At 41.8% G+C, this 22491-nt stretch carries 20 protein-coding genes; 17 read left to right on the top strand and 3 right to left on the bottom strand.

The annotated features are described in order from the left end of the window. The first annotated feature begins 60 nt into the window (after positions 1-60). The 5 genes from ACOFKR_RS16060 (at position 61) to ACOFKR_RS16040 (ending at position 5877) form a co-directional block, all read left to right on the top strand. A complete protein-coding gene (locus ACOFKR_RS16060; protein ID WP_419801813.1) occupies positions 61-2166 on the top strand; it encodes a peptidylprolyl isomerase in 2106 nt (701 codons plus the stop codon). A gap of 67 nt (positions 2167-2233) precedes the next feature. Beyond that, positions 2234-2755: a DUF2480 family protein gene (locus ACOFKR_RS16055; RefSeq protein ID WP_419801812.1), complete on the top strand. Its 522-nt coding sequence runs from the start codon at positions 2234-2236 to the stop codon at positions 2753-2755. A 25-nt stretch (positions 2756-2780) separates the two neighbouring features. Continuing rightward, positions 2781-3554 carry a DUF3108 domain-containing protein gene (locus ACOFKR_RS16050; RefSeq protein ID WP_419801811.1) on the top strand — a complete coding sequence of 258 codons (774 nt, stop codon included), beginning with the start codon at positions 2781-2783 and terminating at the stop codon, positions 3552-3554. A gap of 5 nt (positions 3555-3559) precedes the next feature. Continuing rightward, positions 3560-4138, top strand: coding sequence for a DUF3109 family protein (locus ACOFKR_RS16045; RefSeq protein WP_419803655.1), 579 nt, complete (start codon positions 3560-3562; stop codon positions 4136-4138). A 119-nt stretch (positions 4139-4257) separates the two neighbouring features. Then, entirely contained in the window at positions 4258-5877 is a 1620-nt protein-coding gene (locus ACOFKR_RS16040) for a gliding motility protein RemB (protein WP_419801810.1), read from the top strand. Positions 5878-5922: 45 nt separating this feature from the next. Here the strand turns inward: ACOFKR_RS16040 and dxs are convergent, their stop codons facing one another. Continuing rightward, positions 5923-7851, bottom strand: a complete 1929-nt coding sequence (dxs, locus tag ACOFKR_RS16035) for a 1-deoxy-D-xylulose-5-phosphate synthase (protein ID WP_419801809.1) — start codon at positions 7849-7851, stop codon at positions 5923-5925. A 258-nt stretch (positions 7852-8109) separates the two neighbouring features. Between dxs and glyA the strand changes: the two genes are divergently transcribed. Next, positions 8110-9381 (top strand): serine hydroxymethyltransferase, encoded by a 1272-nt coding sequence (glyA, locus tag ACOFKR_RS16030; protein WP_419801808.1) that lies wholly within the window; start codon positions 8110-8112, stop codon positions 9379-9381. Between the two features lie 71 nt (positions 9382-9452). On the opposite strand, the gene ACOFKR_RS16025 is transcribed toward glyA, so the two are convergent. Beyond that, the gene (locus ACOFKR_RS16025; protein WP_419801807.1) at positions 9453-10151 is read right to left on the bottom strand and encodes a ComF family protein; all 699 of its coding nucleotides are present in this window, start codon (positions 10149-10151) and stop codon (positions 9453-9455) included. Positions 10152-10186: 35 nt separating this feature from the next. After that, on the bottom strand, positions 10187-11233 hold the full coding sequence (rlmN, locus tag ACOFKR_RS16020) for a 23S rRNA (adenine(2503)-C(2))-methyltransferase RlmN (RefSeq protein ID WP_419803654.1): 1047 nt from the start codon (positions 11231-11233) through the stop codon (positions 10187-10189). 115 nt (positions 11234-11348) lie between these two features. Between rlmN and ACOFKR_RS16015 the strand changes: the two genes are divergently transcribed. The 11 genes from ACOFKR_RS16015 to ACOFKR_RS15965 all read left to right on the top strand — a co-directional run bounded on the left by ACOFKR_RS16015 (position 11349) and on the right by ACOFKR_RS15965 (position 22409). After that, positions 11349-12539, top strand: coding sequence for an amidohydrolase family protein (locus ACOFKR_RS16015; protein WP_419801806.1), 1191 nt, complete (start codon positions 11349-11351; stop codon positions 12537-12539). A 152-nt stretch (positions 12540-12691) separates the two neighbouring features. Further along, on the top strand, positions 12692-12979 hold the full coding sequence (locus ACOFKR_RS16010) for an acylphosphatase (protein ID WP_419801805.1): 288 nt from the start codon (positions 12692-12694) through the stop codon (positions 12977-12979). A 43-nt stretch (positions 12980-13022) separates the two neighbouring features. Next, positions 13023-14525, top strand: coding sequence for a lipopolysaccharide biosynthesis protein (locus tag ACOFKR_RS16005; RefSeq protein WP_419801804.1), 1503 nt, complete (start codon positions 13023-13025; stop codon positions 14523-14525). Further along, positions 14522-14956 (top strand): dUTP diphosphatase, encoded by a 435-nt coding sequence (gene dut / locus ACOFKR_RS16000; RefSeq protein WP_419801803.1) that lies wholly within the window; start codon positions 14522-14524, stop codon positions 14954-14956. Before ACOFKR_RS16005 ends, dut begins: the two co-directional genes overlap by 4 nt. 6 nt (positions 14957-14962) lie before the next feature. Further along, entirely contained in the window at positions 14963-16702 is a 1740-nt protein-coding gene (locus ACOFKR_RS15995) for a tetratricopeptide repeat protein (protein WP_419801802.1), read from the top strand. Continuing rightward, entirely contained in the window at positions 16680-17486 is an 807-nt protein-coding gene (locus ACOFKR_RS15990) for a DUF4292 domain-containing protein (protein WP_419801801.1), read from the top strand. The genes ACOFKR_RS15995 and ACOFKR_RS15990 overlap by 23 nt, the downstream gene beginning before the upstream one ends. A gap of 15 nt (positions 17487-17501) precedes the next feature. After that, positions 17502-18779, top strand: a complete 1278-nt coding sequence (locus tag ACOFKR_RS15985; RefSeq protein ID WP_419801800.1) for a murein hydrolase activator EnvC family protein — start codon at positions 17502-17504, stop codon at positions 18777-18779. 56 nt (positions 18780-18835) lie between these two features. After that, positions 18836-19177, top strand: coding sequence for a Sec-independent protein translocase subunit TatA/TatB (locus ACOFKR_RS15980; protein ID WP_419801799.1), 342 nt, complete (start codon positions 18836-18838; stop codon positions 19175-19177). Positions 19178-19206: 29 nt separating this feature from the next. Next, positions 19207-19434, top strand: coding sequence for a Sec-independent protein translocase subunit TatA/TatB (locus tag ACOFKR_RS15975; RefSeq protein ID WP_419801798.1), 228 nt, complete (start codon positions 19207-19209; stop codon positions 19432-19434). Between the two features lie 100 nt (positions 19435-19534). Beyond that, positions 19535-20959, top strand: coding sequence for an Asp-tRNA(Asn)/Glu-tRNA(Gln) amidotransferase subunit GatA (gene gatA, locus ACOFKR_RS15970; RefSeq protein WP_419801797.1), 1425 nt, complete (start codon positions 19535-19537; stop codon positions 20957-20959). Between the two features lie 31 nt (positions 20960-20990). Beyond that, positions 20991-22409, top strand: coding sequence for a LysM peptidoglycan-binding domain-containing protein (locus ACOFKR_RS15965; protein ID WP_419801796.1), 1419 nt, complete (start codon positions 20991-20993; stop codon positions 22407-22409). Positions 22410-22491: the final 82 nt, after the last annotated feature.

Below are 22491 nucleotides of genomic sequence, written 5' to 3'. Positions count from 1 at the left end.
GTTTTTTATAAAATTTGTATCTTGCGCCCTCTTTTTTAAGTATTTATATTAAGTTTTTTTATGGGTATAATGAGTTTTCTGCGGAACCGGATGGGCACAATCCTGGTGGTTGTGATCGGTTTGGCACTTTTTGCGTTTATTATTGGTGAAGTAGTGCACTACGGGAGTTCTTTTATGAACGGCGACCGTACCACAATTGGCGAAGTGAACGGTGATAAAATCAATTATGATGAATATGCCGCCAAACTGGATCAGAACATGCAAAATTTCAAGCAGCAATCCGGCCAGCAAAGCATGAACCCGCAGATGGTTAGCTACGTGCAGCAATCTACCTGGAACCAGCAAATCAGCCAGATCATTTTGCAAAAACAAATTGCCAAATTGGGCTTGACCGTTGGCGATAACGAAAGTGTATCTTTAGTGCAGGGCAGCAGCCCGAGCCCACAAATCGTACAGGCATTTACTAACCGCGAAACCGGGCAGTTTGACCGCCAGCAGTTAATGGGTTTTTTGCAGAACATCAATTCTTCCAAAGCAGATCCGGCAACCAAAGCGCAGTGGGCAGGTTTTGTAAACCAGATTATTGAAGGCAAAAAATCAGAGAAATACCTTTCAATGATCAAAAACGGTTTATATGTAAACTCTCTGGAAGCAAAAGAAGATTACGAAGCACGCAATAAAACAGTCAACTTTAACTATGTTACCCTGGATTACAGTTCTATCCCAGATAGTCAAATTAAACTGACTGATGACGATTACAATACTTATTACAATGCGCATAAAAACGAGTTTAAAAACCCGGAAGAACTACGGACTTTAAACTACGTTGTTTTTAACGCTGCGCCATCAAAAGCGGATACGGCTGCTGCAAAAGAGCAGATCAACAAACTTTTGGATGGCTTAAAAACCTCTAAAAATGATTCTCTTTTTGTAGCGATAAACGCAGCAACGCCTGCTCCGCTGGTTTATCAGAAAAAAGGACAATTGGACCCGGCACTGGATTCTGTAATGTTCAATGCAGCACCGGGCTTTGTTTACGGGCCTTATTTATCCAACGGTGCTTACAAAATTGCAAAATTGGTTAATGTTGAAGTTGGGCCGGATTCTGTAAAAGCCCGCCATATTTTAATCAATCCGACTGCTGTTGGTGGCGTTGACAAGGCTTTGGCCAAGGCAGATTCTTTGAAAAAACTGATACAGGGCGGAAAAGATTTTGCCGAACTGGCCAAAACTTATTCGGTTGATGGTTCTGCGGCCAAAGGCGGCGAGCTGGGCACGTTTGCCCGCGGCGCAATGGTCCCGGTTTTTGAAGATGCTGTTTTTACCGGCAAAAAAGGCGATTTAAAAATTGTTACTTCTCAGTTTGGTGTACATTTAATTGAAATCGAAGAGCAGAAAGGCTCATCCAAAGTAGTAAAAGTAGCTGTTGTAGATAAACCTTTAACGCCAAGCAGCAAAACACAATCTGCCGCTTATGCACAGGCACAGGCATTTTTGAGCAAAGCTTCCGGCGGTTCTTTTGCACAGGCAGTTAAGGCTGAAAAATTAAAACAGATGACGGCCGATGATGTAAACGCTAACGCATCAACCTTAAATGGTTTGGAAAGTGCCCGCGATGTGGTAAAATGGGCTTACGGGGCCAAAACCGGCGATGTTTCCAATCAGGTTTTTGAATTAGGCACGCAATACGTGGTGGCACAACTGGAAGCCATCAAACCAAAAGGGACGCTTGCTTTGGATTTGGTTAAAAAACAAATTGAACCGGCTGTCCGCAATCAGGTGAAAGCTAAAAAACTGGAAGAGAAATTTAATGCGGTAAAAGAAGCATCAGACTTAAATAAAATTGCTGCAGCCGTTGGTGCTAAAGTTATGCCGGTACAAAACGTGGTTTTTGCCAATCCGATTATCCCGGGCCTGGATCAGGAAAACAAGGTGATCGGTTCTATTTTCGGTTCGCCACTGCACAAAATTTCTAAACCGGTTGAAGGCCAAAGCGGCGTTTACGTTTTTGTGGTTGATAGTTTTAACAATCCGCCGGCAATGGCCAACGGTTTAAAAAACCGGCAGCAATTTGACCAGGCAGCATTGCAGCGTGTGGACGGTGATGTTTTTAATGTGTTGAAAGATAAAGCCAATGTAAAAGATTACCGTGCCAAGTTTTTTTAGGCTAAACGTATTGTAATTTTACATCCGGAAATCAGTTATTGGTTTCCGGATTTTTTATTTTTGGGCTATGGATATTCAGGAAAACATTGTTAACAAAGTTGCCCAAAGTGGTTTGGTCACTTTTGATCCGGCAAGTCTTTATCCGGCAGGAGAACGCGTTTTGTATGACGTAAAAGACAACCTGTTTATGGGTTTGATGCTGCGGGAAAAAGATTTCAGGGAATTTATCAAACAACACGATTGGCAGCAATATCAGGATAAATTTGTGGCCATAACCTGTTCTGCAGATGCAATTGTACCAACCTGGGCTTATATGCTGTTGGCCAACAAACTTTCCGGCATTGCTAAAAAGGTAGTTTTTGGTGATTTGGATACGTTGGAAACGGTTTTGTTTGAAGAAGCGATCAACAAAATAGATATTGAAAAATTTCGGGACCAGCGCATGGTGATTAAAGGTTGCGGCGATATTGCTGTGCCCGAATCTGCTTATGTAAGCCTGGCATTTCGCCTGACATCCGTTGTAAAAAGTATTTTATACGGCGAACCTTGCTCCACCGTTCCCGTTTACAAACGTAAAGAACTCGTTTAAAAATCAATTTTTCAGGCTGCTGCTTATGCTAAAAACATTATGGAGTGCATCAATATTGCTGTTTTTAACACACCAATTTGTGTTTGCCCAGGATTTAGTCCGAAAAAGTACTTTAGCTTTTAAAGACGGTGAGCAGCTGAGTTATCGCTTAAAATACGGGATTTTCTCTGCCGCAGAAGCTAATTTAAAGATAGAAGAGAGCGGGATCAAGTTTGAAGGAAAACCCACTTATCATATTGTGATTGATGGAAAAACGTCTGGTAGTTTTGATATATTTTTTAAGGTCAGAAATCGGTACGAATCGTTTATAGACCGTATTACTACACTGCCTTATTACTATACAGAAAACCGCCGTGAGGGCAAGTACCGGCGTAGTGATAAAGTAAGTTTTGATTATGAAAACAAGAAGATTACGGCACAAACCGGTACTTTTCCGTTTAAAGGGCAAGTTTTTGATCTTCCTTCTGCTTACTATTTTGCCCGAAACCTGGACCTGACAAAAATAAAACCAGGAGATGAATTAAAATTACAATACTTTTCCGAAAAAAAAATTGAAACTTTGGGCATTACTTATGTTGGAAAAGAAGATGTTACCTGCGATTTGGGTACTTTTAACTGTCTGAAATTTTGCCCTTCCATTTTACCGGGCCGCATCTTTCGGAAAGATAGTAAGTTATACCTGTGGATTACAAATGATGGCAACCGCATACCTGTAAAAGCGCAGGTAGAAATTTTGGTAGGCACCGTTACGCTGGAAATTACAAAAGCAAGCGGGCTGAAATATCCTTTAAACCAGTAAAAATGATGATTGAAGTTAAGGGTACTCTGGTGCATGAGGATGTAATCAATGAAAATTTTGTTTGTAATTTAAACCGGTGCAAAGGTGCATGTTGCGTTGAAGGGGATTCTGGCGCACCGCTAAACCTGGATGAACTGAACGTTTTGGCGGAAATTTATCCGGCAGTAAAACCTTATATGACGGCCAAAGGCATTGAAACCATTGAGCAGGTGGGTACTTCGGTAGTTGATTTTGATGGCGATTATACTACGCCCTGCGTGGATGGAAACAAAGAATGTGCATACGTAACCTGGGAAAACGGCATTACAAAATGTGCCATAGAAAAAGCATACGAAGCCGGTGCAACTGTTTGGAAAAAACCGATTTCCTGCCATTTATATCCTATCCGCATCACCAAATACCCGGAGTTTGATGTGCTGTTTTATGATCGATGGAGCATTTGCAGTCCGGCCTGTTCTTTCGGTAATGAGCTAAAAGTGAGCGTTTACCAGTTTTTAAAAGATCCGCTGATCAGAAAATACGGTGCAATATGGTATCGCGAACTGGAAGAACAGATTGCCGCCCTTAATCAATCCGAAAAATAATTTTCTTTACTGTTATAATTTTAATATTTGCAACGTATAAAGGCAGGTAAACAGTATGCTGTTTTTATCGTATAAAATTCAGTCTGAAAACCGCTCAGTATAATCACAACGCCATCGGCATGAATAAAAAAATACTTCTTTTACTAACTATATTTTATATCGGTTCAGCCGCACGGGCACAATCTGTTTATCTGCCTTACGCATATCAGTTTTACCAAAAGCTGGATTCGAGCGTATATTCCAATCAATCCCGTTTTCACAGTTCGATGAAGCCGTTTTTGGTGGACGATCCGCTCATCAGTCAGCAATATCAAACCCTGATGAATGCCGGTGTAGATTCTATCGGTAAAAGAAGCTGGCTGCACCGCAAATTATTTCAGGAACATTTGGTTGATATTAAAGAGAAAGATTTTACTGCTTTTGTTGATTTTTTACCGGATTTTAACATTGGCCGTGATTTCAGCAACCATAAAACAACCTGGTTAAACACACGCGGCTACCAGGTTGGCGGCACCATTGGCAGCAAGTTTTATTTTTACACCAGCGGATATGAAAACCAGGCTGTATTTGCAGATTATATCAACAGGTATATTGATAAAAATGCTATCAGCCAAATATTTTTTGTGCCCGGCCAGGCTTATGACAGGAGTTATGGCAAACGAACCAGCGATTATTCATACTCCACAGCGTTACTTTCTTATACGCCGAACAAATATCTTAATATTGCTTTAGGTCAGGATAAAACTTTCATCGGGGATGGCTACCGGTCGGTTTTGCTGTCTGACTATGCTTCCAATTATCCCTTTTTCAAACTAACCGCTACTTTGGGCAATGTACGGTATATGGCAATGTGGGCTTACATGCAGGATCCTTTGGCCACAAAGTTTTCTTACCAGGATGATTACCGCCGCAAATGGGCTGTTTTTCATTACCTGGATTGGAGCGTGAGCAATAAAGTATCGCTCGGTTTTTTTGATTCGGTAATTTGGGGTGATAAAGATGATCTGGGGAATAAGCGCGGTTTTGATTATAATTACATCAATCCGTTTGTTTTCCTGCGCCCGCTCGAAGCTAATAATGGTTCCGGTGATAACGCCCTGATCGGTTTTACCGGAAAATATAAGTTTGTTGATAAAGCTGCATTTTATGGTCAGTTTGCTTTAGACGAGTTTCAGGCAAAAGATTTTTTTTCGAGTAACGGAAGCTATCGTAATAAATATGCCTGGCAGTTGGGTGTTCGTGGTGCCGATGTGTTCAACATAAAAAACCTTAATTATCTGCTGGAAATTAATAACGCCAAACCATATACTTACACGGAAGTAAATTCATTGATAAATTATGCGCATAATACAGAACCACTTGCACATCCGTTTGGTGCAAATTTTCGTGAAGTAGTTGGCATTTTAAATTACGCGATCGGGCGGTTTAACTTTTATGGGCAGGCAGATTTTGGGCATTATGGCTTAGATCCGTTTATAAACACCAATTATGGAAAAGATATTTTTAAACTCTATCCTGATGCCTCCAGAACTTTAGGCACTTTTACCGGCCAGGGCCTGACTACCAATTTGTATTATGGAGAAGGCAGGGTTTCCTATATGTTAAATCCAAAATATAATTTACGGATTGAAGCAGGTGCGGTGTTGCGCAAAGAAACAAACGATTTGTTTACCAATAACACTACCCTGTTCACTTTTGGCCTGCGCAGCAGTTTCCGCAATTTATATTATGATTTTTGAGGTTGAAGAAAGTGCTTCACTGTTTTTATACCGATAAAAGAAGCATCAGGAAGCAATAGTTTGTGCTGCTCTTTTTACCGCTAATTTTTTGACTTGGGTTGAAATTGAGGCTGCATTATAACCGCATTCTGCCCAAAGTTCCGGCTGCTCTCCGTGTTCTATAAAACGGTCCGGAATGCCCAAGCGGATTACTTTTGCCGCATAGCCATGATCCGCCATAAACTCAATTACGGCACTGCCCATTCCGCCTTGCAAACAACCGTCTTCTACTGTAATTACCCGATCAAATTTCTGGAAAACCTGGTGCAGCATTTCTTCGTCCAGCGGTTTTACAAAACGTAAATCATAATGTGCCGGATAAATTCCTTCCAAATTTAAACTTTCTACTGCTTTTACCGCCTCGTTTCCAATAGTGCCGATGGTTAAAATCGCTACTTCTTCACCGTCGCAAATCATCCGGCCTTTGCCAACCGGCAAGGCTTTCATCGGTTTTTGCCAATTCACCATTTCACCGTTTCCGCGCGGGTAACGGATAGAAAACGGGCCCATATTATCCTGCTGAGCGGTAAACATCAGGTTGCGCAGTTCTTCCTCGTTCATCGGTGCAGAAACCACCATATTTGGAATGCAGCGCATATAAGCCAGATCATAAGCTCCGTGATGCGTTGGTCCGTCTGCCCCGGCCAAACCGGCTCTATCCAGGCAAAAAACGACGTTCAGTTTCTGTATCGCCACATCATGGATCACTTGGTCATAAGCGCGCTGCATAAAACTGGAATAAATATTACAGAACGGGACCATGCCCTGCGTAGCCAATCCGGCCGAAAAAGTAACCGCATGTTGTTCTGCAATGCCTACATCAAAAGCGCGTTCCGGCATGGCTTTCATCATCATATTTAAAGATGAACCGGAAGGCATTGCTGGCGTTATGCCCATAATTTGGGGGTTGATTTCGGCCAGTTCGATAATCGTATGGCCAAAAACATCCTGATATTTTGGCGGTTTGGGCTTATCGTAAACAGGTTTTTTTATTTCACCTGTAATTTTATCGAACAAACCCGGGGCATGCCATACCGTTTGGTCTTTCTCGGCCAAAGCATAACCTTTACCTTTTACGGTGATGCAATGCAGCAATTTTGGGCCCGGAATATCACGCAGATCTTTTAAAATTTTAACTAAGCGTTTTACATCATGTCCATCAACAGGGCCAAAATACCGGAACTGCAGCGACTCAAAAAGGTTACTGTTTTTAAGGATCGTCCCTTTAATGCTTTTTTCCAGTTTTTTGGCGATTTGAAAAGCATCTGGCCCTAAAGCAGAAATTTTGGCCAAAACATGGCTTACCTCGTCCCGAAAGCGATTGTAAGATTTAGAAGTAGAAATATTAGTCAGATACTCTTTCAGCGCACCTACATTTGGGTCGATAGACATGCAGTTATCGTTCAAAATAACCAGCAAATTTGAGTTCTCGATCCCGGCATGGTTCAACGCTTCAAAAGCCATTCCGCCGGTCATCGCGCCATCACCAATCACGGCCACATGCTGCCGATCATGTTCTCCTTTCCGGTTGGAAGCCACGGCCATGCCCAAAGCCGCAGAAATGGAAGTGGAAGAATGCCCCACACCAAATGTATCATAAGCACTTTCTGTGCGTTTTGGGAAACCGCTAATGCCTTTGTACAACCGGTTGGTATGAAAAACGCCCCGGCGGCCAGTCAGTATTTTATGTCCGTAAGCTTGGTGGCCAACATCCCAAACCAGCTGATCGTAAGGCGTGTTTAGCACATAATGCAGTGCAACCGTTAGCTCCACCACGCCCAAACTCGCCCCAAAATGGCCGCCATTAACCGAAACAATATCAATAATATACTGCCTAAGTTCCTGGGAAATTTCCGGAAGATCATCTTCATTAAATTTCTTTAAATCAGAAGGGGAATGAATTTGCTGTAAAAGGTTGCCCGCCTGTACGTCCATGTAGCCGCTGTACTGTTTTTATCTATACAAAATTAGATTATTTGCTTAAATAACCATTATCAAATTCTACGCGCAGGGCTGCTTTATGTTTGGCACTGGTTTATATTTTCTTCGGAAGATAAAGAATATAAAACTATATTTTTTTGACCATGCCAATTTTAGGCCGATAAAAGAAGCATCAACTGCAACGCACTTCTTGCAAAAAAATCAGGCTGCGGATAAAAATATGGCTAAATTCGGCCGTCCATTAAGCAGACCATGAAAAGAGATAAATTAATATTCAGATTATTAGACGAAGAGCAGGAACGGCAGGAAAAAGGCATCGAACTGATTGCTTCCGAAAACTTTGTGAGCAAACAGGTGATGGAAGCGGCAGGCTCCGCAGCAACCAATAAATACGCAGAAGGCTTGCCCGGAAAACGCTATTATGGTGGTTGTGAGGTAGTTGACGAGATTGAAACGATCGCCATAGAACGCGCTAAACAATTGTTTAATGCCGAATGGGCAAACGTGCAGCCGCATTCCGGTGCGCAGGCCAACGCAGCCGTTTTGCTGGCTTGTTTGCAGGCCGGTGATAAAATCTTGGGTTTTGATCTTTCTCATGGCGGACATTTAACGCACGGTTCGCCGGTCAATTTTTCGGGCAAATTATATAAACCGTTTTTTTACGGGGTGAAAAAAGAAACCGGTCTGATTGATTATGATTTGCTGAAAGAAGTTGCCCTCCGCGAAAAACCCAAACTGATTATCTGCGGTGCATCGGCCTATTCGCGGGATTGGGATTATGCTTTTATCCGTAGCGTGGCTGATGAAATCGGGGCGCTGGTGCTGGCCGATATTTCGCATCCTTCGGGTCTGATCGCAAGGGGTTTATTGACGGATCCGCTTCCGCATTGCCATATTGTAACCACTACTACGCACAAAACTTTGCGCGGCCCGCGTGGTGGTTTGATTTTGCTGGGGAAAGATTTCGAAAACCCGTTCGGCCTGAAAACGCCAAAAGGTGAAACCCGGATGATGTCATCCGTTTTAGATATGGCCGTTTTCCCCGGAACGCAAGGGGGCCCGCTGGAGCACATTATAGCAGCCAAAGCCATCGCTTTTGGTGAAGCTTTGAGCGATAAATACATGAAATACATCGTTCAGGTGAAGCAAAATGCAGCCGCAATGGCCGAAGCTTTAATGGATTTGGATTATAACATCATTTCCGGCGGAACCGATAACCACATGATGCTGATTGATTTACGCAACAAAAACGTAACCGGTAAAGCTGCCGAAAACGCGCTGGACCGTGCAGGCATCACCGCCAATAAAAACATGGTCCCTTTTGATGATAAATCGCCGTTTGTAACTTCCGGAATCCGGGTTGGAACTGCTGCCGTTACTACGCGTGGCATGAAGGAAAAACAGATGAAAAAAATTGTGGAACTGATTGATTCTGTGTTAACTAATATTGATGATGAAGCGCATATTGATAAAGTTCGCGATCAAGTGCATCATCTTACCAAGAAATTTCCTTTGTATAAATAATCTGAAGCTTAGTAATTTGGTTTGACTGATGCTGTTTTTATCGACCTAAATTTAGGTCGATAAAAACAGCATCAGTCTGCTACAGCAATGGTTGCAATACTGATTTTTACGCCCGGAACTTGCCGTAAAACATTACAGCAAGCCTCCAAAGTTGCGCCGGTTGTCAGGATATCATCCACCAGCAAAATGTGTTTCCCGGTGAGTGGGTCCGGATTTTTCAGCCAGAAAACTTCTTTCATGTTTTCATAACGGGAAATCCTGGATTTTTTCGTCTGGCTTTCGGTACTCGTTATTTTAAGCAGGTTTTGGTTTTCTATCGGAACCAGCATTTTTTGCGCTAATCCTTCTGCAAAACACAAACTCTGATTATAACCTCTTTTCAATTGTTTTTGAGGATGCAGCGGAACGGGAATAATCATGTTCGCGGAAGCAAAAACCGGATTTTCAAGCAACCTTTTTGCGGCCATTTTACCTAAATAAATGCCAACTTCCGGTCGGTTTTTATATTTAAGCTGATGCAGTAAGTTTTGCACACGGCTGCCTTTGCTAAAATACAACATTGCCGAAACAGCTTCCAAAGGCACGCGCCCCCAAAAACTTTGCGCCGCAACGTTATCAGCCTGTAAGTGAAAATTGGTAAAAGGCAGCTTGTACAGGCAATCGGTACAAATAACTTCTTCGTTGCGGTACAAACTTTTGGTGCAGGCCTGGCACAATTCCGGGAAAACCAGCGCAACAAAATCAGCAAAATAGGTGTGGCGTAAATTCATCCCGATACTGTTTTTATCGCCCTAAAATAGAAAAATTATTGCTGTTTAACGGCCAGCTGGCCACAAGCCGCATCAATATCTTTTCCTCTGCTTCTGCGGATATTTACGTTGATTCCCTGACGTTTTAAGTATGATGCAAAAGCATCCGTTTTCGCTTCTTTGGTGTTTACAAAATCCGCAAAAGAAATCGGGTTATATTCAATGATATTTACTTTACAAGGCAAAAGTTTGCAAAAAGCGGCCAGTTCGGCGGCATCTTCCAGTTCATCATTAAAATTATCAAACAAAATGTATTCGTAGGTAACCGGGTTTTTGGTTTTAGAATAATAATATTTCAAAGCCTCAGCCAAAGCTTTTAAGGAATTTTGCTCATTGATCGGCATAATTTCGTTCCGTTTCACATCATTTGCAGCGTGCAGCGAAAGTGCCAAGTTGAATTTTACGTTGTCATCGCCCAGTTTTTTGATCATTTTGGCGATGCCGGCGGTAGAAACCGTAATCCGTTTGGCTGCCATATTTAGACCGTCTTCGGCTGTAATCCGCTCGATTGATTTCATTACATTGGCGTAATTCAGCAGCGGTTCGCCCATGCCCATATACACAATGTTGGTGAGCGGGTGATTGTAATTGAGTCTGGATTGCTGATCAAGCAGCACTACCTGGTCATAAATTTCATCAGGATTAAGGTTTCTTTTGCGCTCCATATAACCTGTGGCGCAAAATTTACAGGTCAAACTGCAGCCAACTTGTGAAGAAACGCAGGCCGTCATCCGTTCTGGGGCCGGGATCAAAACGCCTTCAATTAAGTGATTGTCGTACAGCTTAAAAGAATTTTTTATCGTTCTGTCGTTACTAAACTGCGAAGTATGTACTTTTACTGCATTTATAGTGAAAAGCCCGTTTAATTTGATACGGAGATCTTTGGAAAGATTGCTCATTTGGTCGAAATCGGTTGCTGATTTCACCCACAGCCAGGAATAAACCTGTTTGGCACGAAAACTTTTTTCGCCTATTTCCGAAAAATATTTTTCAAGCCCCACAAGCGTTAAACCCCGGATATCGATTTTTTCATCTGTAGCTATCACTTTACAAAAATACGACTATAAAAGAAGTACTGTTCGCTTTTTGGTTTTTTTACGTAATAATAAGGAACGAAGCAACAGGCTTTCAATTGATTATCATGCCGAAAATTGCCAAATGAAAAAATTCACAGCCGATTACATCTTTACTTCCCAGGCCGAACCGATTAAAAACGGGAGCATTGTTGTTGATAACAACGGGAAAATCCTAAAAGTGATCGATCCGGAAAAAACCCCTTTAAAAGAAGCAAATGCTTTTAATGATCTTGCTTCCGAAAAGCTGAGCGGCGTTATTTGTCCGGGCTTTATCAACACACACTGTCATCTGGAACTTTCTCATTTAAAGGGGAAAATCCCGGTCGGCGAAGGTTTGATTGCCTTTATCAAAAACGTGCAGCAACACCGCAAAGCAGACGATGGCGAAGTGCTGGAGGCAGCCGCACAAGCCGACGAGGAAATGTGGCAAAACGGCATTGTGGCCGTTGGCGATATTGCCAACAGTGCCGTCACGGCTTCCGTTAAAATCAAAAGCAAACTGTATTACCACAATTTTGTGGAGGTTTTTGGCTTCGACCCAAAAAATGCCGATGCTGTTTTTAGCCAGGCAATTTTGGTGCGGGACCAGTTTATACCGATGGCCGCCAGTATTACGCCACACGCGCCGTATTCGGTTTCTAAAGAATTATTTAAGCTGATTATAAAAGAAGCCGAGAAAAACAATTCAATTTTATCCATCCACAACCAGGAATCCGACGAGGAAAACAAGTTATACCGTTACAAACAAGGCGATTTCCCGGAATTTTACAACGGATTGGGTTTGGATATTGGTTTTTTTAAACCACAGGCGCGCAATTCGTTACAGTCCATCGTTCCGCTTTTAAGCAACCGCCAAAACGTGCTGATGGTGCATAATACATTTACAAGCATGAAAGATGTGTATTTTACGCGTCGTTTTGATAAAAAAATAAACTGGTGTTTTTGCCCGGAAGCCAATCTGTACATCGAAAATGCATTGCCAAAAGTGAATATTTTTACAAATCACGGCTTCAATATTACGTTAGGGACGGACAGTCTGGCTTCTAACACAGGCCTATCTATCCTGAAAGAAATGCAGGTTTTACAACAACATTTTCCGGATATTTCGCTGGAATGTTTGGTGGAATGGGCAACACTAAACGGGGCCAGGTTTTTAGGTATCGAAGATGAAAAAGGTTCAATCGAAGTTGGCAAAACACCGGGTTTGAACCTGCTTACCGGTTTAAACAGATTAAAAATCACTCCGGAAACAAAAGTCCGCAAGCTCATCTAAACAAAAAATTTTTTCTTTGCGGCTGAGGGCATGTTTAAATTCATATCGAAAAAAATATCATGAAAATCCCTGTTTTTAGGTGATAAAAGAAGCATGGGAAATAATTGTGATAAAATTTAAACAGGCACTGATTTTTTACCGATAAAAGAAGCATGGTCAGAAAGCATTTCAACATCAAAGTTACGGGCAAAGTGCAGGGCGTTTTTTACCGCCAAAGTACCAAAGCCGTGGCCGATCAGTTGGGTATTAAAGGTTTTATCCGCAATGAAAACGACGGTTCTGTTTATGCAGAAGCAGAAGGCGATGATTTTGCACTGAACGAATTTTTGGACTGGTGCCGCGAAGGGCCAGACCGCGCCCGCGTAGAGCACGTGCAAAGCAGCGAAGGCCAAATGAAAAACTATCGTAATTTTGAAGCCGTAAAAAAGAATTTGCTGTAACGGGTTCGTAACAATCTGTTCAGCGTAAATCAACCTTCAAAACTTGTCGACGATAAAAAAATTTGCTGGCCAAACGGCTGTTTACGGGTTAAGTACGATCTTTTCCCGATCGCTGTATTTTTTGCTCACCCCAATATTAGTCCACGCATTATCGGTAAAAGTTTACGGGATTTTTACAACGCTGTACAGTTGGGCCTCTTTACTCGGCGCGATCTTGTCTTTTGGCATGGAGACCACTTTTTTCCGCTACCTCAGCAAACACGAAAACGATAAAGAAAAAATTTACAACAACGCCTTTATTGCAGTAGCTTTTATAGCTCTTCTGTTTGTTTTGTCCACTATTTTTTTTGTTGAAGACATTGCCGTTTGGCTAAAAGGCAGTGCCGCTACAGATACTGGCGATTATATTTTTTATGTCCGATGCTTTATTTTTATCTTAGTTACGGACGCGCTTTGCGTTATTCCGTTTGCAAAAGTGCGTGCAGACGGGAAACCGATGCGCTACTCGCTCATAAAATTTATCAACATCATTTTTGTTTTTGGTCTCAATATTTTCTTTCTTTTTGGTGCCCCGTTTATTATTGCGCATCATCTTTTTGGTGCAGGATGGATTTCCGGCTGGTACAGGCATCTTTGGGTCGGATACGTTTTTTTGGCAAATCTGATGGCCAGCTTGCTTACGTTGCTTTTATTGATGCCGGAAATATCAAAACTGAAATTGAAGTTTGATTTTACCGTTTTTGGTGAAATGCTGCTGTACAGCTGGCCGATATTGATCGCTAATATATCATTCATCATTAATGAAAACCTAGATAAGATTATGCTGGACAAGCTTCTGCCCGCTAATATCAGCACCACAGAAGTTGGGATTTATGGTGCTTGTGCCAAAATTGCACTGTTTTTAAGTTTGTTTGTCCAGGCTTTCCGGCTCGGTGCAGAACCTTTTTTTTTCAGTCATTCCAAAAACAAAAACGCAGGCGAAACTTACGCCAGGATCATGACTTATTTTATAATTGTAGTATCGCTGATCGCCGTTGCGTTGACTGCAAATGTAGAATTGCTAAAATATTTCGTCCGCGGCGGCACACCCGGATTACAAAAACTGTACTGGTCGGGTTTGCAAGTTGTGCCGATACTTTTGTTTGGATACGTAAGTTTGGGCATCTATATGAACCTTTCGATCTGGTACAAACTTTCCGATCAAACCAAATACGGCTTATATATTTCCGGCGTTGGCGCAATTTTAACTATCATTTTGAACCTGCTTTTTATCCCGAAATACAGTTATATGGCTTCCGCTTGGATTTCACTGCTGGCTTATGCCACGATGATGATTTTATCGTATATCCTCGGACAAAAAAATTATCCGATCCCGTATCAGCTTAAAAAAAATGTGGCTTATTTAGTTGCAGCAGTGGTAATTGTTTATTTATCGTTCACCGTTTTCCACCGCAATTTGATAATCGGTAACTTGTTCTTAATTTTATTTACGGCGGTAGCTTTATACACCGAACGTAAAGAGCTTCGTTTATTACTTAAAAAATGACCATTCAAATCATCAATCATTCAAAAAACACGTTGCCTGCTTATGAAACGGCACACGCTGCCGGTATGGATTTGAAAGCCAATCTGGAGGAAGCTTTGGTGTTGAAACCCATGCAGCGTTTGCTCGTCCCAACGGGTATTCACATAGAGTTGCCGGTCGGTTTTGAAGCACAGGTCAGGCCGAGAAGCGGTTTAGCTTTTAAACATGGTATTGGCATTGTCAATTCGCCGGGAACAATTGATGCGGATTATCGGGGCGAAATCAAAGTATTGCTGATTAATTTTTCGGAGGTGGATTTTAACATCAATCACGGCGACCGGATTGCGCAGATGGTGATTGCCAAACACGAAAAAATTGACTGGGAACAAGTGCAGGTTTTGGGTGAAACTTTGCGGGGTGCAGGCGGCTACGGCCATACCGGCGTACAATAAATCAGCATGAAAAGAAGTCATTTCATTTTTGGGTTGATTGTTTTGCTGCCGATAATTTCTTCGGCACAAAGCAAAAAAAACACCGATAAAAACAGCATTGTGATGGTGGTTGGCAAACCGCTTTCCCGCCGCGACAGTGTGGTGATGAACCAGCTTTTCTATCAGGCACTTCGCGAAAAAACGATGGAAAACGCAGCTGCAGCGGCCACACTTTTTGCGCAGGTTTTGGAAATTGACCCGGCAAATGATGCGGGAATGTATGAGCTGGCCAGAATACGCACCAGTGAAAAAAAGGATGACGATGCACGGGTTTTGCTGGAAAAAGCAGTGACCGTAAACCCGGACAATGAGTGGTATTGGAGTGCTTTGGCAGCAAATTATGAGAAGATCAATGACCTCCCAAAGCTGGAAAATGTGTTTAAAGAACTGATCCGCATTAACCCCGAAAAACCTGATTATTACACCGATCAGGCGCGTGCTTTGGTGCTCGAAAAAAAATATGACGAGGCTTTGGCGGTTTACGATCAGCTGGAAGATAAGATCGGGAAAAACGAAGCAACTGCTTTTAACCGGCAAAAAATCTACCTGAAACAAGGCAAACCGGATTTGGCCGTGAAAAATTTGCAGGATTTGATACAGGAAAACCCGCAGGAAATCCGTTCATATCTGCAACTGAGCGAGTTGTATACTTCCAGCAATCAAAATGACAAAGCTTTAAAAACGCTGGAATCGGCACAAAAAAATGTTCCGGACAATGCGCTGGTCCATTTGGCTTTGGCCGATGTTTACCGCGATCAGAAAAATTATGCCGCCTGTTTTGACCAGCTAAAAACAGCATTCGCTTATCCATCATTAAAAATTGATGAAAAGCTGCGGATTGTTGCGGGTTATTTTCCAAAATTCCCTGATCCGGAAGCAAAAAAAAGTGCTTTGGAATTGAGTAAAATTATTGCAGAAACGCATACAGATGATGCCCGCGCTTTAAATTTATATGGCGATATGCTGGTGCAGAACGAATCTTATCAGCAGGCAATTCCGGTTTATCGAAAATCTTTGGCTTTGAACGATCAGACTTATGCGGTTTGGGAGCAGATTGTCCGGCTGGAAATGGGCCAGAACCAGTTTGATCAGGCTATAAAAGACGGACAGGAAGCTTTGTCGCTTTTCCCAAATCAGGCCATGGCCAATTATCTGGTTGGTGTGGCGTATTCGCAAAAAAGTATGATAAAAGAAGCATTGCCGTATTTAAAAAACGCTGCTTCGCTGGGGTCATCAGATAAGGGATTGCTGAGCCAGATTTATGCTTCGCTGGGCGATAATTATCATCAGCAGAAAGACAATGCGCAATCGGATGCGGCTTACGATAAATCATTAAGTAATAATCCCGACAATGCTTACACGCTGAATAATTATGCGTATTATTTGTCGTTAAGAGAAGAAAAACTGGATCAGGCCGCGCAAATGTCCCGCCGGAGCAATGAACTTCAGCCAGACAATGCTTCTTTTGAAGATACTTTTGCCTGGGTTTTGTTCAGGCAAAAAAAATATGCCGAAGCCAAAACCTGGATGGAAAAAGCCATCAAACATAATGCAAAAAGTGCGGGCCTGAATGAGCATTACGGCGATGTTTTATATTTTTTAAACGATATTGAAAACGCCGTAAAATACTGGAAAACAGCTAAAAAGCTTGGCAGTAATTCGGCTGTTTTAGATAAAAAGATCAATGAAAAGAAGTATTCAGAATAAAATAATTGCTGTTTCGATCTTACTTTTGATAGTTGGCTGCAGGGCTAAAAAGCAGTTGGTTTCGGTTAATAAACCGCTTGCTGCTGCGGCAGATTCTTCATTTGCAAAAACGGACAATAGTAAAACGGAGAAGATTAAGTTGATACAAGCCCAGCAAATTAATTTCAACACCTTTTTTGGCAAAGCGCGTACACATTTGGAAATTGACGGCAAAGGATATGATGTAATGATGAACATCCGCATCCAGAAAAACAAACAAATTTGGGTTTCCATCACTGCAATTGCCGGTATCGAAGTGGCACGTGCGGTGATTACGCCGGACAGCATCAAAATCATCAACAAGCTGCAAAGTGTTTATCTGAAAAAACCGTTCAGCTACGTTTACCAATATACCGGCCGGCAGATAAATTATAAAACGGTAGAATCTATTGTGGTTGGAAATGCCGTGCCGGAGTTTATTTCTGCGGAAGCTAACCTCACTTTTAACGGAACAAATACCATTTTATCAGGCATTTTGAACGAGTTGAATTATCAAACCACACTGAGTCCGGGTTTAAAAGTGATCAACCTTAAACTTTACAACCAAAAAGCTGCGCAAAAACTGGATGTAAACAACAGTAGTTTTATTCAGGCTGAAGGCCGTATTTTGCCTTCGGTAATCGGGATCAATTCGGTTTCGGGGCAAAACGGTATCAAAGCGGATTTACATTATATCAAAACCGAATTTGATCAGCAACTGGACGTGCCGTTTAATGAACCAAAAGGTTATACACTGATAAATTAAAATCAGCCTAAAAAAATGATGGTAAAAAAAGCTTTTCTGTTTTTGTTTTTTGTAGGGTTTTCAATACACGCATTTGCCCAAAGCAGTGCCGAGCTGAAGCGCAGACGTGATCGGATTACCGAAGAACTGGACAAGCTGAACGATGAATATTCCAAAATTTCGCATGATAAAAGAACTTCGCTGAAGCAGTTGAGTTTGCTGAAGGCGCAAATTGATTTGCGGGAAGATAAAATCAAAACGGCGAATTCTGAAATTAAGTTGCTGGATCATCAAATCTCTGCCAACAGCAACAACGTACGTAGTTTACAATCACAGTTGGATCAGCTTAAAAAAGAATATGCCACGATGGTGCTTTTTGCTTTCCGTAATCAGAGTGCTTATAACAAGCTAATGTTCATTTTTGCGGCAAATGATTTCAACCAGGCGTATAAAAGATTAAAATACATGCAACAATTTGCACAGTATCGGCAACGGCAGGCCGGTTATATTGAGGGCACACAAAAAGATTTGCATGTAAAAATAGTTGCGTTGGACCATGATAAAAAAGAGAAACACGGCATTTTAATCGATCAGGAAAAAGAGAAAGAAAAATTAGGTAAAGAAAAAGATAATCAGGCGCAGGTTGTGACCAATTTGAGCAAAGAGGAAAAGCGGACTAAAAAAGCCATGGCACAGCAAAACCGGTTGCTAAGCCAGATCAAAAAGTCTATCAGTTCGGCTATCCGCAGGGAAATTGCGGAAGCGCGGAGAAAAGAAGAAGCTGCCGCCCGAATAGCTGCGGCAAGCGCAGCAGCCAAAGCAAAGGCAGAAAACAAACCGGTTGCCGAAGCAAAACCCGTTTCAAAAGCTACAGAAGTGTTGTCTGCCACACCAGAATCGGCCAAATTATCAAATGATTTTTTGGGAAATCGCGGAAGACTGCCCTGGCCGGTTGCAAATGGCGCGATTGTTGGAAGATTTGGTATAAATTATATCCAGGGAATCAAAACTGACAACACCGGTATAGACATTAAAACTACAGAAGGTGCCGCCGTTAGAGCAGTATTTTCTGGTGAGGTTAGTAAAGTGCAAAACTTAGAAGGCTCCTATTTAGTTGTAATAAAACACGGCACTTACTTTACGGCTTATGTTTATTTAAAATCGGTTAGTGTTTCGCCCGGGCAAAAAGTGAGTTTGAAGCAAACAATCGGATCTGCGGGCATTGACCCGGAAAGCGGAGAACCGCAAGTACATTTTGAATTATGGAAAAATTTAGTGCCGCAAAATCCGCAGGGTTGGATTGCAGATAATTAAGCCTGGGTTTGTTCTGTTAATTATTGTTTATATTTGTTCATTAAAGAATAAAAATTATGTTACACCCAGTTTATTTGTTTTTAAATATAGGCACACCAGAATTGGTACTGATTTTGGGGGTTGCGCTGTTGCTTTTTGGCGGTAATAAATTACCTGAACTGGCACGCGGCTTAGGTAAGGGCATTCGCGAATTTAAAGATGCTTCGGAAGGTGTGAAGCGGGAGATTCATAATCAGATCAATAGTTTTGATGAAGTGAAGATCAACCATGATCAGCCGGTAGAGAACACTGCTGCTGACGTTCCGAATGTAGCTCCGCTGGATCAGCCTGAAATCATTCCGGCAGACCACAACACATATTTAACAGAAAACCATCCGCATCAAACGGAAATTAAATAATCAAATTTTAAACATTAAATCTTAATATTATGGGCGGATTAGGTGCACCAGAAATCATTTTAATATTAGCAGTAGTTTTATTGTTGTTTGGCGGAAAGAAAATCCCGGAACTGATGAAAGGCTTGGGCAAAGGCGTAAAAGAATTTAAAGATGCGTCTAACGAGCCTGACCCAACAGTTTCAAACCGTACAACTACAACCGGCACACCAACAAACACAACAGTTGTTGATCACCGGGACGAAAAAACCACTTTGTAAATAATCTGGAAAAGGATTATGGAGGCTTAATGCTTTGTAAATTAACTTACTGTTAAGATGATCTGATCTATTACAGTAAGTTTTTTTATATTGCGGCCTTATGAAATTTTATTCTTCTTTAAAAGAAGTTCAGCATGATTTAAAAATCCATGCTGTTTCGGTGGTTGGTTTGGTTCAGTATTATTTAAGCCGGATAAATCAGCATCAAAACCTTAATGCATTTAACGAAGTTTTTGGTGAAGAAGCTTTGACAAATGCTTCTTTTATCGACCAAAAATTGGCATCAGGAAACTTTGGGCGACTGGCTGGTATGGTCATTGCCATTAAAGATAATATATGTTATAAAGGGCATCAGGTTACGGCATCATCCAAAATTCTGGATGGCTTTGTTTCCGTTTTTTCTGCAACGGTAATTGAACGTTTGCTGGCTGAAGATGCCATTATTATTGGCCGCTGCAATTGCGATGAATTTGCAATGGGCGGCTCCAACGAAACTTCTTTTTTCGGACCGGTCAAAAATTTTTGGGATATAACAAAAGTTCCGGGCGGTTCTTCAGGCGGTTCAGCAGTGGCTGTTCAGGCAGATATGTGTTTGGCCGCTTTAGGTACAGATACAGGTGGTTCTGTTCGTCAGCCGGCTTCATTTTGCGGTGTGATCGGTTTAAAACCTACTTATGGGCGGGTTTCGCGGCATGGTATAATTGCTTATGCTTCTTCATTTGATCAAGTCGGGCCAATTACACGTTCGGTAGAAGACGCTGCTTTGCTGATGGAAATTATGGCCGGAAGTGATGATTATGACAGCACTTCGGCACAAAACCCTGTTCCTCAATACACCTCAATCCCAAAAAATACCGATAAAAGAAGCATTGCTTACATTAAGGAAATCCTGGAAAGCGAAGGCGTGGAGCAGGAAATCAAAGATTTGATGCAAAATAAAATTCAGGTTTTACAGGCAGCCGGGCATTCGGTAAAACCGGTTTCTTTTGAATACCTGAATTATGTGGTGCCAACTTATTACGTGCTGACCATGGCCGAAGCCTCCTCCAACCTTTCCCGTTTTGATGGCGTGCATTTTGGCTACCGCAGCCCAGATGCCACCAATGCAGAAACCACTTACACCAAAAGCCGCACAGAAGGTTTTGGGGAAGAAGTACGCCGCCGCATTTTGCTGGGCACGTTTGTGCTAAGTTCCGGTTATTATGATGCTTACTATGCCAAAGCACAGAAAGTGAGGCGTTTAATCAAAGAAAAAATAGATGACATCCTGAGTAAACATGATTTTATATTGATGCCAACCACGCCAACTGCTGCATTTAATATTGGCGAAATTGTAAAAGATCCTATTGTAATGTACCTGGAAGATATTTTTACAGTGCCGGCCGCACTGGCTGGTGTACCGGCAATTTCTTTGCCTATGGGCAACAATAAAAAAGGTTTGCCGTTAGGGTTGCAACTATTGGCTCCGGCGTTTGCCGAAGCTGATTTATTAAATTTTTCAGAATATTTTCTAAAACTTGCTTAAAATCAAATGTAAAGCAGGTATAAATTAAAAAATGAAAAAATATTTTACGCTCCTTATCTTATCGGTTTTTGCAAACTATACAAATGCACAATCTACCAAAACCGATACAACTGGCCTGAAAGCCAAACAGGTTGTTAATCTTTCCCAGGTAAAAACAGTAAAAAACGTTCCGTACGTACTGCGGGCAGATACATTGGTTCCTGTGCCGATTGTTGATGAATTTTTATTGAATTCTTACCAGAATATGGTGTATAAACACCGCTTGGATTCCATTCAAAAACAAATTCCGCTTGATTATAACGAGTACGTACAAAGTTACATTGATATTTATACGGCTCCACGGCGCAAAGATGCCATGTCTAAAATTATCGGACTGGCTAAATATTACTTCCCGATTTATGAAAAAGCTTTCCGCGAGGCCGGCATCCCGGAGGAAATTAAATATTTATCTGTTGTAGAATCGGCCTTAAACCCAAATGCTGTTTCCAGGGTTGGCGCAACCGGCCCATGGCAGTTTATGTTTGCCACGGCAAGGTTGTACGGTTTAAAAATGGATAATTATGTAGATGAGCGCAAAGATCCTGTTCAGGCCAGTTATGCCACGGCGCGTTATTTAAAAGATGCTTATCATGATTTTGGCGATTGGCTGCTGGCCATTGCTTCCTATAATTGCGGAAAAGGCAACGTAATCAAAGCTATGCAAAGATCGGGCGGAAATGATTTTTGGTCTATCCGTAATTATCTGCCTGCCGAAACCCGTGGTTATGTGCCGGCATACATCGCCATCGCTTATGTAATGACGTATTACAAGAAGCATCAAATTGTGCCTGAGGAATGCAACTTCTCTATCAAAAACGATACGGTGATGGTGAACAAGTTTGTTTCCCTGAAAAACCTTTCGGCTGCACTGGAAGTTGAGCCTGCGGAAATGGCTATCCTTAACCCTTCTTTTAAAAAACACATTGTAAACGGTACGCCCGATAAACCAAAGCGACTGCTAATACCGAAAACGGTTTATGCTGATTTTGATAAAGTTTATGCAGCTTTAAATGATGTGGGTGCGGAAGCAGCACCAAATTTTGCTGCTGCCAAAGAACCGGGGACAGAACTTGAAACCCGTTACCATCGCGTGCGGCGTGGAGAAAACTTATCCGAAATTGCTGATCGTTTTGGGGTAGAAGTGCAGGATTTGAAAGTTTGGAACCATCTGCATTCTAAATCAGTTGTTCCCGGCCAAAAACTATGGGTAAAAGAAGCATCGGCAGAAAATGCTTCTCCCGAAAAAAAATCGCTTAAAAGTTATTATACTTACAAAGTTAGAAAAGGTGATACGCTGAACCGGATTGCAGATAAATATGAAGGTGCAACGGCGGAAAGTATCAGAAATTTGAACACATTGCGGAGCAACCAATTGCATGTTGGCATGACTTTGAAAATTAATCGCGGATAATTATTAAAATCGAAATTTGCAGCATGAACATGGTCCCGGTACTTCTTTTACCGGGACTTTTTTAGTTTTGAAAACTGATAAA

It is taken from the genome of Mucilaginibacter sp., assembly GCF_965201005.1.
In the GTDB taxonomy this organism is placed as follows: Bacteria; Bacteroidota; Bacteroidia; order Sphingobacteriales; family Sphingobacteriaceae; genus Mucilaginibacter_A.
This window is presented reverse-complemented; position numbering and strand designations above follow the sequence as displayed.